This is a genomic window from Bacillus sp. CFBP9009 (assembly GCF_036541465.1).
GTDB lineage: Bacteria > Bacillota > Bacilli > Bacillales > DSM-1321 > Peribacillus.
In genome coordinates this window covers 876167-888758 of sequence record NZ_JAZHFU010000001.1, presented here as the reverse complement: position 1 = coordinate 888758, position 12592 = coordinate 876167, and the positions used below count along the sequence as shown (strand labels likewise).

Genomic DNA, 12592 nt, shown 5'->3' with positions numbered 1-12592 from the left:
TCTGATGAGCTTTCCGTTGAGCTACTTTCATCTGATGAGCTTTCCGTTGAATCACTTTCGTATGATGAACTTTCCGTTGAATCACTTTCGTATGATGAACTTTCAGTTAAATATTCCATTTGTGCTTTAGCCTCCAAGATTTATTTATTCTTTAAGGATATCCGTATTGCATGTATATGCGCCTTCTTTCTAATAGGGACTTTGCTTATCACCCATTTTAAAGTAAAACTTCATTCACTTGGAAATATTTAGTGAATCAATTTTACTTGGTCAAATTCATTAGATTCAAAGTTTTTCTCCTTGCATACAAAAAAATAGCCTCGGAATCTTTTCCGAAGCTACTTTACTATTTTTCCTTCATATTAGCTATGATGTCCCTTTAGCCAACCGACCACTGATTTCCCACTAGATTCGCGAAGACCCTCGACATTTTCATTAGAGATGATCTCGCCAGCCTTAATCAGAATGACTTCATCAAGGATGTTCTCGATTTCCTCGATTTCATGAGTCGCCATGATAACCATTTGCCTTTCAAAATCGATATAAGACAGCAAGCTCCGTACAATCGAATCCCGGACCATAACGTCCAACCCTGAGAATGGTTCATCCAATAACACGACAGGTGCCTCCCGAGACAAAGCTAGCACTAATTTAAGCCTTCCGCGATTACCTTTCGACATCGTACGGACCTTCTTCCGTACATCCAATTTCATGAATGCCAGCATTTCAATTGCCTTATCCCGATTAAAATCAGCAAACTGCGAGGCATGAAAATCAATATACTGACCTGCCGTAAAATTAGGATAAAAAAAATCAAGCTCTGTCAGATAAGAAACATGCGAAGCCGACCTCCTGCTTACCGGTACCCCATCGACCGTCACCTCTCCATGATCCGGTTTGGCGAGACCGGCAATCAGTTTGAGCAATGTTGACTTACCGCTTCCATTGGCCCCTAACACCCCATAAATCTTCCCCACGTCAAACGTGAGTGTTACACCATCAAGGGCAGCAATGCTGCCATACTTTTTCGATACATCAAACAGCTCAACCGTCATTACGCATCCCCCTGCTTCTTCAGAAATTGCTGTACCGCTGTCAGCATTTCTTCTTTCGATAAGCCGATTTCTTTCATGTTCTTAACGAATGTCTCAATAACTTCCGTTTGAATCCTAGTACGCAATGAAGCAATCAGCGCAGGATCATTTTTAACGAATGTACCCTGCCCCCTTCTCGTCTCCACAATTCCATCCCTCTCAATCTCGGTATAAGTGCGTTGGATTGTATTCGGATTGACACCCATCTGGACAGCCATTTCGCGAACCGATGGCAGCCTATTCCCACTCTTTATCTCACCGCGTAATATTGAATAACAAATTCGATCTGCAACCTGTAAATAAATCGGCTTTGATGCATGAAATTCCTCAGACATCATTTACACCTCAATCTTTCGGTCCAAGAGCCAACATGAAGCGAGGAACAATATCACTAATCCAATAACATCCAACCCGCTTGTCAAAAGCGAAATATTTCCCCCGGCTTCTAAATTAAACTCCAACTTGGATTGAGACAAGCTAAACGATGAACCGCTAAAAGCTGGTACAGCCCATATATCATCCAGTTTCTGATATAGCATTGTATGGCCAACCCAATTTTTCACTAAAACCGTTCCTATAAACAGAAGAAACACTAACAGCCAACGAATATTTTTAATAAGTTGAATCCTTGCGAGTGCATGATACACTACCCATAAAAACATCATAAGCACAGCTATGACAATACTAACCGCCGTCATAACCCCACCTACCTGTAACAGGCCTACCAACTCCATATTTTCCATCTGAAAGCCTTGCTGGAAATAACTAGTTGGTACCCTAAAAGCCACAAAAACTAAACAGCACGCAAATAAAATGGAAATTACCTGAAATAGAACACTTGACAATAATTTACTTCCAAGCAACATCGCTGCAGACTGGGGATTGTAAATCCACAATTGCGTCTTCCCATCATAATTCAAACATCCAAAAATCAAAGAGAACATAATAAATGGTTGCAAGATCATGATTACCCATGTAGACATATAAAAAATACCTGTAACTTCCCAATACCTAGATACTAAAAAAGAAATAAACACAAATCCAACTTGCGCAACCAACAACCACAAAAGTGTGGATTTCCCAATCAACCACTCCTTTAGTACTAAACCCTTAAATGAATTCAATTTTTCCAACCCCTTAAAAATTGTTCTAGTTACATAGTACACAGTTACACCAAAATATGTCAAAGGTATTATAAAATAGCAAAATATACTATTCTTTTACTATGAAATTAAATATAATAGATGAAGTGGTTACAAAAAGAGGAAGGAAGTAAACTATGAGACATGAAAAAAAGAAGAAAAAGAAACGGACATGGCTGAAGGTAGTTGGGATAATTGTCCTACTTTTTATACTAGCCGGGGGAGCCTTTGCCTACTCCGTATGGAATTCACTGACAAAAACCGTTGACACGATGCATACACCAATAGACCGTACCACGGATAAACGAACGAAAGACCTTGCACTATCAGATCAGGAGCCATTCTCGATGCTCATGCTCGGTGTCGATGAACGTGATGGCGACAAAGGCCGCTCAGATACAATGATCGTCTTGACAGTCAATCCACAAAAGAAATCGGTCAAAATGCTAAGCATTCCGCGTGATACACGGACCGAAATCGTCGGTCATGGAACACAGGATAAAATCAACCATGCATTTGCCTTCGGCGGCGCAAAAATGTCCATGGATACAGTTGAAAACTTCCTTGATATCCCAATCGACTATTATATGAAGATCAATATGGAAGGCTTTAAGGATATCGTTGACGCAGTCGGCGGCGTGACCGTTCAAAACGATCTGGACTTCACATCCGATGGCATTCATTTTGCAAAAGGTACGCATACACTTAACGGGAAAGAAGCCCTTGCCTATTCAAGAATGAGACATGATGATCCGAGTGGTGATTTCGGCCGTCAATCCAGACAACGTGCCATCATCGAAGCAGTCATTAAGGAAGGCGCAAGCCTTTCCTCCCTGACGAAATACGATGAAGTCTTCGATGCACTCGGTAATAATATCCAGACGAATTTGACGTTTGATGACATGATGGACATCCAAAAGAACTACAGGGACGCAAGCAAAAGCATTACCCAATCGTCCATAAATGGCAACGGAACGAAAATCGACGGAATCTACTATTATATTGTGTCGGATGAAGAAAAAGAAAAGGTTCAATCCGAATTAAAAGAACAATTATCCATCAAATAAGAAAAAATGAAAGAGCTGTCCGGACCCGCATCCTGACAGCTTTTTCATTTTCCCCGTCCAATAATCTGACAAAAAACGAACACCAATTGTAGAGATTTGTTGGAATTTTTGTTGTTTATTAGGCACTAAAAGACGGTATAATCTAATATGAGCTGACAATTCCATCTTCCCCTTGCCCCTTTCATCACTTGACACTATCATTCACTGGACCCAGAATTCCATCAACCGTCATTCATCAACTATAATAAATAATCCTAAACCAAAGGAGTGGATTTAAATGAAAATCAAAGCAGGCAGCTGGGCTATGCTAAGCAAACAGGACAAAATGTTTATTCTGAAAGCCATCAGTGATCGTTCAAGAATGAAATATGTTTCATGAGAAGTGGCTCTTTTCGGCAATACATGAGAGCATCGCCTCTCCCTTTTCAATAAAACGAACTCGAGCCCGAAAAAGGAGAGGAATCTATTTAAACCGATAATCCCATAACAAACGCCATTCGCCTTTTTCTTTGACGACATAGCAATTTTGTTCCAAAGTAAACATTCCATAGCGAGAATTGAAGACCTGTGTAACTGGAATTTCATAGGCCGTTTTATGCTGCCCTCCAACCCTATCCAGAATCCAGTTCTTCACTTTCTTAAGTATCGGCCTACAAATCATACTGAAAGGTCTCTACTTCCATCTTATAAAAGTACAAGGCAACGATGTTGCCCATAATCTGCGGGATTAAATCGCAGGTTCGAAATGCATTTTCAACCGCTCGGAACAAAAAATGATACACGATCCTCACCAGGAGAATACTCGTTAAATAAGCCTATAATCTAACATTTACTCGTCGCCCTCATAGGTTATCATTCATAAACTACAAAAAGAAGCATGTTGTATACATGCTCCTTCATGATATGTAGCCATATGAGTTCTTCAGACTCAATGGCGCCTTCTTCATCGAAACAAGAAAAGAGAACAGAAAGATTCCTAGCAAACCGCCAAACATGTCCGTGATAACATCCACAAAGGGACATGGCACCGGTTAGTTTTTGATGCAGTTCATCTGCACTAAAAAGGATACATATAATAGCCCCTGAAAACGAAAGAATAACATTCTATACAAAACTGCACCAAACAACACCCAACGTCAATAAGCCTGGAACAAATTATCTACTCATCATATACTGTCAGAATGTTCAATGATCCCGTTTAATTTCTCCTTAATCTCTTCCACAAGTTCATTTACAGTAACATCTTGTCCAGACTCACCCTTGGTAAAAGTGTCTTTTAAAATATCAAAAAAATCCATTAGAAATTTCCACTCCAATATATAATTGAGCCACCATTTCATACTGTTGTCCTAATCCTTTTTCCAAAAATAAGGAATATAGCTCATTTATTCGATAATCACATATAGAGTAGAGATTGGCAAGCGGAATCTACTATATTATCAGAAAAGTAACTAAAAATTAACATTCCTTTAATATTCAAGGGAAGGAATACTACTAGTCAATATGTATCGATAAAAAACAAAAAAGGACCGATTCCTCAGCCCCGATACCCCATATTATGCTTGTCCCATAAAATAAGTCATTAATGAAATCAAAACTAATGTAATGGTAATATAAGTCCCAACAAAAATTTTCTTGCTTCTTTGTTTCTTTTCATAAACTTCCTCGAACGTAATGAATTTGTTTTTTGTCATCAAATAGTCTCCTTAGATTTTGATGGCAGCTATCTGACATCGCCTTAAGCGAAGTCCCTTTGCTTGATCTCTATAGTGTAGTATCGGCATATAATCAAAAATATTTAAGTATTATTAACTATTTTTTTATAGGATATCGAAGATTTGTAGAAGGTTAAGACAACTTAAAAACACAAATTATGTCATTAATTAATTCAATGAACATCATGTTAAATCCTGCCTAGGTATTTTTTTATAATCTAAATATTAAGCGCTTACTTTATAAAATTCATTATTATTTTTATCCAACCGAAAAATGACAACCCCAACGGAAAGCTAAAAGCGTTTCCCACAATAGTCCCACAACAAGAACTTAGAAAATAAAGATCGTCTCTTTTTTAGTCTTAGGACTCTTAACTCCTTTGACTACCCATTTCGACAAAAGGAGAGCTCCCTGCATACTTCCTCTTTCACCTACTTAACACAAAAAAGGACCGATTTCTCAGCCCTATTTAACACCAGTTATGATTTACCAAGAAAAAAAGTCAATAAAGAAATCAAAATTAAAATAATAGTAATATAAGTCCCAATAAAAATTTTCTTACTTCTTTCTTTCTTTTCATGAGCTTCCTCGAACGTAATAAATTTGTTTTTTGTCATCAAATTCTCCTTGTATTTTGATGGCAGCTTGACATCGCCTTTTGCGAAGTCCCTTTGCTTGATCTTCAAAGTATCAACCAATCGGCAAAATTATTAACTGTATTATTCACTATTTTTATACTGAGCTAGATTTTATAAATTAATATCTGTTCATTACTATATAGTTTACTATAAATCATACAAAATACATTAATTCAAAATATTCCATTATACTCAAAAGTCTTTTATACCAAGATATTCATTCAATAATGCAAAGCAATTATCCCTACCTGTTCCATAGAACTGTTTATGGCTGCAATTTGTTTAATCCCATATCCATTTACCGATTAGTAAATAAACAGGATAGAAATTCACCTTTTGCCAAAAATAACAAAAAGGATATCAACGGGAGGAAGAGAAAAATGGATTCAGAAATGCAGGAGAAATGCGGGGTATTTGGAGTGTTTAATCACCCCAAAGCAGCCGAATTAACTTATTACGGACTTCATGCACTTCAACACCGTGGTCAGGAAAGTGCAGGAATTGTAGCTAGTGATGGGAAATCATTCAGGAATCACAGGGGAATGGGATTAGTTACCCAAGTATTTTCACGGGACATCCTTGATGGACTAAGCGGAAATATGGCCATTGGTCATGTACGATATTCAACTTCTGGTGAAAGTTTATTGCAAAACGCACAACCTCTTGTTTTTAAATATAGCGAGGGGGACCTGGCTGTTGCTCATAATGGCAACCTCGTAAATGCAAGGATAGAACGGGATGTGTTACAACAGCAAGGAAGCATATTTCAAACAACGACCGATACTGAAATTATTGCTCACTTAATAGCTCGTTCAAGTAAAAAGCATTTCGCAGAAAGCGCACCTGATATGCTTAAACGTATCGACGGTTCATTTGCCTTGATTATAATGACTGAAAAACAAATGCTAATTGCCCTGGATCGTCATGGGTTACGTCCGCTTAGCCTTGGAAAAATTGGTGAATCAATCATCGCCTCCTCAGAAACATGCGCTTTAAATGCGGTTGATGCTAAGTTCTGGCGGGAAGTTGAACCGGGTGAATGGCTTCTTATAGATGAATATGGAATTCAAACTGGAAGATTTGCGGAAAAAGGTAAGGTTTCCCTTTGTTCCTTTGAATTTGTCTATTTTGCCCGTCCGGATAGCGTTATTCAAGGAAGAAGTGTCTTAACAATCCGGAAGGAATTAGGTAAAATTCTGTCAAAAGAACATCCGACACAAGCTGATGTTGTCGTTGCAGTTCCCGAATCAAGCGTCCCTGCCGCTATTGGTTTTTCCCAACAATCAGGAATTCCATATGAAATGGGGATTATTAAAAATCCTTATGCTGGTCGTTCATTTATTGAGCCCACGCAAGAATTGCGCGACTTAGCTGTTCGACTGAAACTAAGCGCTGTGCAAGAAATTTTGGAAGGAAAAAGGGTGGTATTAGTCGATGATTCGATTGTTAGGGGAACGACAAGCAAGCGCATTGTCCAATTGATTCGGCAAGCAGGTGCCAAGGAAGTCCATGTAAGAATTAGTTCACCTATGGTTAAAAACCCATGTTTTTATGGAGTGGATATGCCAACTAAGGAAGAACTGTTTGCCAACAAACACGAACACGAACGAGCTATGGGACAGGTTATCGGGGCAGATTCATTAGCCTTTTTAAGCACTGATGGGTTATTAGAGGCAGTAGATGTGGATCTTGGAGAAACTAGCAGTCGCTGTATAGCCTGTTTTAGTGGTGCATACCCAACTAATATTTGAAGTTTTACAGCTTAAGTAGGATAAAAATGGCAGGCATCACACAAAAACAACTGTCTTTGTGTGATGCCTGCCATTATCCTACTAATAAACCTTGAATTTTGTCACTGTTTTCTCTTACCACTTACAATTACTTACCGCTCTCTTTCTTTCTCTCTACAAATGGATAGGCTACACTTATCTAGACAACTTATTTAAGGTGTTCAAGTTTATGTTGAACTGGGATTTAAGAGATTCGTGTTACTAGGAGCGGAATTTTGCCGCCGACTTCCTTCAGATATGAAGGTCACCCTGCCTTACTCTTGGTCTTAAGATATAGTTACTACTTTCTTCACTGATCGGAACCTGCATCCTATAGCCCACTTACCTGCAGGCAACACTATGAATAAAAGAGTCGGCATAATGTGTCTCTTCTACTTTACAACGACCACTTCCAACTTATTTAGAATGTGTCCTTCACACTTTACTAACTCCATACTTACAATTTCCGAACAATACTATAGATTAGAACAATATTTTTCTAACTAATAAGAAACTCTTAGGTATCAGCCCAAGCAAATGAATAGGTTTGTTGATAACAGATCGCTACATCCGCAAGCTTTTAAGTTATAACAAAAGTGAACAATAGAATCCAGTTCATAAAAAAAAGGCTGAATAACAGCCCTCAAAAGTATATATATTTTTTTGTTTTTCTAATTCTTTTGGGGCTGATTAATCAAGTTCTGTTCGTTCTGAATAAAATCTCTCACTTCTTGAATGGAAAAACCTAAACTTTTTGCTTCCAAAATTAAATTAACCCATTCTGCATCAATTTTTTTCTGCATATCTTCTTTTTCACCCTATTTGTGGTAACACAGCCGTCTGAGCATAGCCTTAGACCTGTAATTTTGCGTCCCTACTTTTCAATAGGTTTGCGTTTCTCAAGAATATTTAACATTATGATTTTCCAATTTAGTTTCATGGCACAAAATATGCGATTCTAACTTTTTATGAAGTCGACATACCCCAAGACATTTTTTGCTAAGTATTTAATACTATATCCATGTTAATTATACTTAAATAATCTGATGATTAACTAAAATACTTTTCGTTATTTTCCGCCATCATTCTACAATATTCTTCAAAAAAACAACTAATTATTAGGAATTTTTGATTCATCACAAACAAGCTTAACGCGCAATATTATTAAGTAATGCATTACTTTAACTTTCTTCGACGTTTATTAAAAACTTTCATAAAAATACTTCCTTCTTCAGTTTTAAAAAACTTAACTCCAACTAATTTTAAAGGTGTCCATATTTCTCTCATTTGGTATAAAGGCATTAAAAATCATCCTTTCTTCTATAACTTATTAATTGAGCTTTTGCTTTTAATAAAAATTAGAGGTATATATTAAATAATAACATCTATTATTTACATTTTTTGTTACTTTATTTTATATCCTTCGATAGAATTAACAGTTTATATCATAAACTAAACGAACAAACTGTTCTCTATAACGAATGAACAAATTGAACTTACCATCTTTACATTATTATGTCAATTGGTTTATTTATTAATTCTATTAGCATATCTAGTAATTTGTTTCCCTCATTACAGGAATAATAAACATCACCTGTATGTCTAATCCTTAACTTGCTAGCTGATCCCCAAACTTCCATATCTTAAGTAAATTTAGGGTAGTGGGAACAGGATTTATCCATTGGCCAAAGGCCTGAAATCTCTTATTCTAGGGCATGATGTGTTCCGTCTTTCAACTATTCTCCAGAAGTTTTTATTCGCCCATTAGAATTTCATAAAATTAGGATATGATGGTTAACTTTATATTTTGTTGTCTATTTTTGTCTGTTTTAAAGAACTAACTATACTTTATTAAGAACAAGTGCTATATTATAAAAAAAACGGTTCATATGGAGGAGGATATGACTAGATATGAGGAATTCGACTCATTAAGGGGTTTAGCCGCTCTCATTGTGTTAATCGGGCATTATTTGATGGTATACCCTTCATATGCTAATTATCAGTATGATTCAAGCAGCTCCTACATGATTTATTTGTTCAAGGAAACTCCTTTACGCCTTTTTTTCAGCAGTGGAAATGAGTCTGTCATTCTATTCTTTGTATTAAGTGGTTTTGTTTTGTATTTATCAGTTAATAGTGCTAAATTCCACTATTCTACATACTTAATAAAACGAGTGTTTCGAATTTATATACCATATCTAGTAGCAATTAGCATGGCTATATTGGCGAAAATGCTTTTAAGCGATATTGATTTGCCCTTTATCACTAACTGGTTTAGTAAATCTTGGACAGGCCCGGATACTCCTTCCTTATTAATAGAACATGTTTTATTTATAGGGCAGTACAATACAGACGCCTATAACAATGTTATATGGTCCCTTGTCCACGAGATGAGAATTTCGGTTATATTTCCTGTTCTGATTTTTTTATTTGTACGAAAAAAGCTTAAATACTCTTTATTATGGCTTTTTGTTTTAATTTTTTCGTCGACTATTTTTTTGTATTTGTTTGGTTCTAGTGGGGATATAACCAGCATTTCTCTAAGTTTCCACTACAGTACCCTTTTTTTGATGGGAGCAATAATAGCGAAATATCGACATGAACTTTTTTCCTATACCTTGAAAAAGAAAAAACCTGTAAAAATTACATTGTTGTTGGGGGCAATTACCTGTTTTATGTACGAAGGCATCATTGGCGAAGTGGATTTTTTAAACAATTTTATTTTTAGGGATTATGTGGTCTCATTCGGTGTTTGCATTTTTATCATCATGAGCGTATGTTCCCAAAAAATTTCGGCGGTCTTAAGGTCTAGATTGCTAACTCTTCTCGGGAAAATTTCATATAGTTTGTATTTATACCATCTTATATCCTTATTCTCATTGATGTACCTATTCTATAACAAGCTGCCTACCGGTTTAATATTGATATTTTCCTTTTTCTTATCTTTTTTACTCTCTTCAGCGTCCTATCTACTCGTGGAAAAACCATGCATGAGTCTCGGATCGTATTTCACAAGAAACAAACAAGAAAAAGTAATTTCCAAAGACCACATAGCTTTAAAACGCAAAATAGGATAATTGCTTACTATTATATAAAAATTCTTTGCAAGTTGTGAACGTATTCTAACTATCTCAAAAAAAGTGGTGAAATCGATGAATGAAAAAGTAAAAATTAAAGATTTTATACGAATCTTAAAAAAGCGAATATTTATCATTATTCTATCTACCCTTTGTATTACTGGTTTTATTATTTTTTCGTCCATGTACCTTATGAAACCAACCTATCAGTATTCCACTCAAGTTCTGGCAGGATCTTTAAGCATGGATGAAAAGGAAGCTTCCATAAACAAAGTTCAAGAGAACAGACAGCTTGCCCTTTCATATATGGACATCATTAAAAGTCCGCAAATCATGATAGGAGTTAAAGAAGAATTGGACCTTAAGACTTCAAGCTATGACTTACTTAAGCAAGTTTCCATTACAAATAGAGATAATTCACAAATCATCACGATTACCGTCAAGGATTCAAACCCGGAATCCGCTAAAGACATCGCCCAAACTGTCGCGAGGCATTCGATATCTAATTTTAAAGACATTACAAACGTTAAACAGATTAGTATTCTCAATGATAATGAAATGGGACAAGCAGAACTGCTTTTCCCAAAGCCGAAATTCATTATAGCCATTTCAATCGTAATAGGCTTTTTTGCTGGAATAGGCTTAGCACTTCTTAGAGAGCACTTTGATGATTCAACCTACTCCGATAGGGAGCTTGAACTTCTTGGAATTCCATTATTAGGGAGACTGGATTTGAATACCAAAAGAATTAGCAGAAAACGTAAAACAACATATAAAACCTTACCTTCCACCAAACGGGGTGAATATAGTGAGTATTAAATTCACAAGGAAACAATCCTTTTACCTAAATGAAATCAATAAAGAGCAATTTTATTCGATATGTAACAATATCGAGTCTAACCTTCATAAAGACCATTCAATATTAATGATTACATCTCTTTCACAATCACAGAATATTGCAAATGCAGCAGCGTACTTAGCACTTGCCTTTTCGGAGCAGCGTAAACGAGTGTTGGTAGTGGATGCTAATCTGCGTCAACCCTCGCTGCATCAAGTGTTTAATATCGATAATTCATTCGGTTTGACCAACTTGCTTTTAAACGAGAAGCCCAATATTAACGAACATGCTATACATATAAAGGGTCATCTATTTTGTATACCTACAAGCGAAGCCATTTATGAGCCAGCAACTTTATTAACATTAGAAACCCTTCCAACTCTAATTGAAGAGTGGAAGAAGGATTTTGACCTAATTTTATTCCATACATCAGATAGTTTAAATAAACCTGATGCAAATATCGTTGCTAAATATTGTGATGGCATAATTTTAGCGATACAAGAAGGCAGAGATAAGTTAGAGAAAATTGCCGGTGTGAAAATGCAATTTGAAAGGGCAAATCTTGAAATTTCAGGATCAATGATCATTTCTTAATTCAGGGAGGATAACCAGTGGATTCGAAAGTCAGAGTCGATAGGCAGGAAGAAATCCTGACAAAACCACTATCGACATCATCTAATTTTAATCTAAAGCGCGCTATAGATATAATCATCTCGTTTTTTTTGCTGATACTTACAGCACCTATTTTACTTTTATTCTGCATTCTTATCCCTATTGATTCAACTGGCTCCCCTTTTTTTTATCAACAAAGACTAGGCCTTGATGGGAAGCCCTTCAATATGATTAAACTGCGTTCCATGGGCATCGATGCCGAAAAAAATGGGCCTAAGTGGGCAAGTCAAAATGATTCCAGGGTGACCAGAATAGGAGCCTTTATACGAAAAACACGCATTGATGAAATCCCTCAGCTTATTAATGTTTTAAAAGGAGATATGTCCCTCATCGGCCCAAGACCTGAACGGGAATATTTCTATAAAGAATTCGAAAAGTTTTTGCCTGGCTTTAAAAACCGTTTATATGTGAAACCAGGAATAACAGGGTGGGCACAAGTAAATGGGGGTTATGATTTATCACCAAAAGAAAAGCTGTATTTTGACCTATATTATATTCAACACCGCTCAATTGCTATGGAAATCAAAATTTTGTTCCGAACATTGACCATAGTCTTTACTGGTAATGGAGCTAGATAAC

The 12592-nt window shown here is 36.5% G+C and carries 13 protein-coding genes and 1 riboswitch; of the genes, 6 read left to right on the top strand and 7 right to left on the bottom strand.

Annotated features, from left to right (window positions below):
• Nucleotides 1-362: 362 nt before the first annotated feature.
• The 3 genes from V3595_RS04545 to V3595_RS04535 are packed head-to-tail and all read right to left on the bottom strand — an operon-like array spanning nucleotide 363 to nucleotide 2218.
• Nucleotides 363-1055, bottom strand: a complete 693-nt coding sequence (locus V3595_RS04545; RefSeq protein ID WP_485905561.1) for an ABC transporter ATP-binding protein — start codon at nucleotides 1053-1055, stop codon at nucleotides 363-365.
• Complete coding sequence (locus V3595_RS04540) at nucleotides 1055-1429, bottom strand: GntR family transcriptional regulator (RefSeq protein ID WP_485905560.1); 375 nt, start codon at nucleotides 1427-1429, stop codon at nucleotides 1055-1057. Before V3595_RS04540 ends, V3595_RS04545 begins: the two co-directional genes overlap by 1 nt.
• Nucleotides 1430-1432: 3 nt before the next feature.
• Complete coding sequence (locus V3595_RS04535) at nucleotides 1433-2218, bottom strand: hypothetical protein (protein WP_485905559.1); 786 nt, start codon at nucleotides 2216-2218, stop codon at nucleotides 1433-1435.
• 155 nt (nucleotides 2219-2373) lie between these two features.
• Between V3595_RS04535 and tagU the strand changes: the two genes are divergently transcribed.
• Nucleotides 2374-3303, top strand: a complete 930-nt coding sequence (gene tagU, locus V3595_RS04530) for a polyisoprenyl-teichoic acid--peptidoglycan teichoic acid transferase TagU (RefSeq protein ID WP_063590566.1) — start codon at nucleotides 2374-2376, stop codon at nucleotides 3301-3303.
• A gap of 463 nt (nucleotides 3304-3766) precedes the next feature.
• Here the strand turns inward: tagU and V3595_RS04525 are convergent, their stop codons facing one another.
• The 3 genes from V3595_RS04525 to V3595_RS04515 form a co-directional block, all read right to left on the bottom strand.
• The gene (locus tag V3595_RS04525; protein ID WP_485905558.1) at nucleotides 3767-3937 is read right to left on the bottom strand and encodes a hypothetical protein; all 171 of its coding nucleotides are present in this window, start codon (nucleotides 3935-3937) and stop codon (nucleotides 3767-3769) included.
• Nucleotides 3938-4469: 532 nt separating this feature from the next.
• Entirely contained in the window at nucleotides 4470-4601 is a 132-nt protein-coding gene (locus V3595_RS04520; protein WP_485905557.1) for a YwzD family small protein, read from the bottom strand.
• A 258-nt stretch (nucleotides 4602-4859) separates the two neighbouring features.
• The gene (locus V3595_RS04515) at nucleotides 4860-4997 is read right to left on the bottom strand and encodes a hypothetical protein (protein WP_485905556.1); all 138 of its coding nucleotides are present in this window, start codon (nucleotides 4995-4997) and stop codon (nucleotides 4860-4862) included.
• Nucleotides 4998-6037: 1040 nt separating this feature from the next.
• On the opposite strand from V3595_RS04515, the gene purF reads away from it, so the two are divergent.
• Nucleotides 6038-7408 (top strand): amidophosphoribosyltransferase, encoded by a 1371-nt coding sequence (purF, locus tag V3595_RS04510; protein ID WP_485905555.1) that lies wholly within the window; start codon nucleotides 6038-6040, stop codon nucleotides 7406-7408.
• A 689-nt stretch (nucleotides 7409-8097) separates the two neighbouring features.
• On the opposite strand, the gene V3595_RS04505 is transcribed toward purF, so the two are convergent.
• On the bottom strand, nucleotides 8098-8229 hold the full coding sequence (locus tag V3595_RS04505) for an anti-repressor SinI family protein (protein ID WP_485905554.1): 132 nt from the start codon (nucleotides 8227-8229) through the stop codon (nucleotides 8098-8100).
• A 20-nt stretch (nucleotides 8230-8249) separates the two neighbouring features.
• Nucleotides 8250-8331: riboswitch (cyclic di-GMP riboswitch) on the bottom strand.
• A 996-nt stretch (nucleotides 8332-9327) separates the two neighbouring features.
• Between V3595_RS04505 and V3595_RS04500 the strand changes: the two genes are divergently transcribed.
• The 4 genes from V3595_RS04500 (at nucleotide 9328) to V3595_RS04485 (ending at nucleotide 12591) form a co-directional block, all read left to right on the top strand.
• Nucleotides 9328-10503 carry an acyltransferase family protein gene (locus tag V3595_RS04500; RefSeq protein WP_485905553.1) on the top strand — a complete coding sequence of 392 codons (1176 nt, stop codon included), beginning with the start codon at nucleotides 9328-9330 and terminating at the stop codon, nucleotides 10501-10503.
• A gap of 75 nt (nucleotides 10504-10578) precedes the next feature.
• On the top strand, nucleotides 10579-11322 hold the full coding sequence (locus tag V3595_RS04495; RefSeq protein WP_485905552.1) for a YveK family protein: 744 nt from the start codon (nucleotides 10579-10581) through the stop codon (nucleotides 11320-11322).
• Entirely contained in the window at nucleotides 11312-11935 is a 624-nt protein-coding gene (locus V3595_RS04490) for a P-loop NTPase family protein (RefSeq protein ID WP_485905551.1), read from the top strand. Before V3595_RS04495 ends, V3595_RS04490 begins: the two co-directional genes overlap by 11 nt.
• Before the next feature lie 53 nt (nucleotides 11936-11988).
• Nucleotides 11989-12591 carry a sugar transferase gene (locus V3595_RS04485; RefSeq protein WP_485905734.1) on the top strand — a complete coding sequence of 201 codons (603 nt, stop codon included), beginning with the start codon at nucleotides 11989-11991 and terminating at the stop codon, nucleotides 12589-12591.
• The last annotated feature ends 1 nt before the right edge of the window (nucleotide 12592 follow it).

Bases quoted from the DNA above. Each gene is read 5' to 3' on its own strand.
- tagU (WP_063590566.1), top strand. From the start codon at position 2,374: ATGAGACATGAAAAAAAGAAGAAAAAGAAACGGACATGGCTGAAGGTA.
- V3595_RS04495 (WP_485905552.1), top strand. From the start codon at position 10,579: ATGAATGAAAAAGTAAAAATTAAAGATTTTATACGAATCTTAAAAAAG.
- purF (WP_485905555.1), top strand. From the start codon at position 6,038: ATGGATTCAGAAATGCAGGAGAAATGCGGGGTATTTGGAGTGTTTAAT.
- V3595_RS04515 (WP_485905556.1), bottom strand. From the start codon at position 4,997: ATGACAAAAAACAAATTCATTACGTTCGAGGAAGTTTATGAAAAGAAA.
- V3595_RS04545 (WP_485905561.1), bottom strand. From the start codon at position 1,055: ATGACGGTTGAGCTGTTTGATGTATCGAAAAAGTATGGCAGCATTGCT.
- V3595_RS04505 (WP_485905554.1), bottom strand. From the start codon at position 8,229: ATGCAGAAAAAAATTGATGCAGAATGGGTTAATTTAATTTTGGAAGCA.
- V3595_RS04540 (WP_485905560.1), bottom strand. From the start codon at position 1,429: ATGTCTGAGGAATTTCATGCATCAAAGCCGATTTATTTACAGGTTGCA.
- V3595_RS04520 (WP_485905557.1), bottom strand. From the start codon at position 4,601: ATGGATTTTTTTGATATTTTAAAAGACACTTTTACCAAGGGTGAGTCT.
- V3595_RS04500 (WP_485905553.1), top strand. From the start codon at position 9,328: ATGACTAGATATGAGGAATTCGACTCATTAAGGGGTTTAGCCGCTCTC.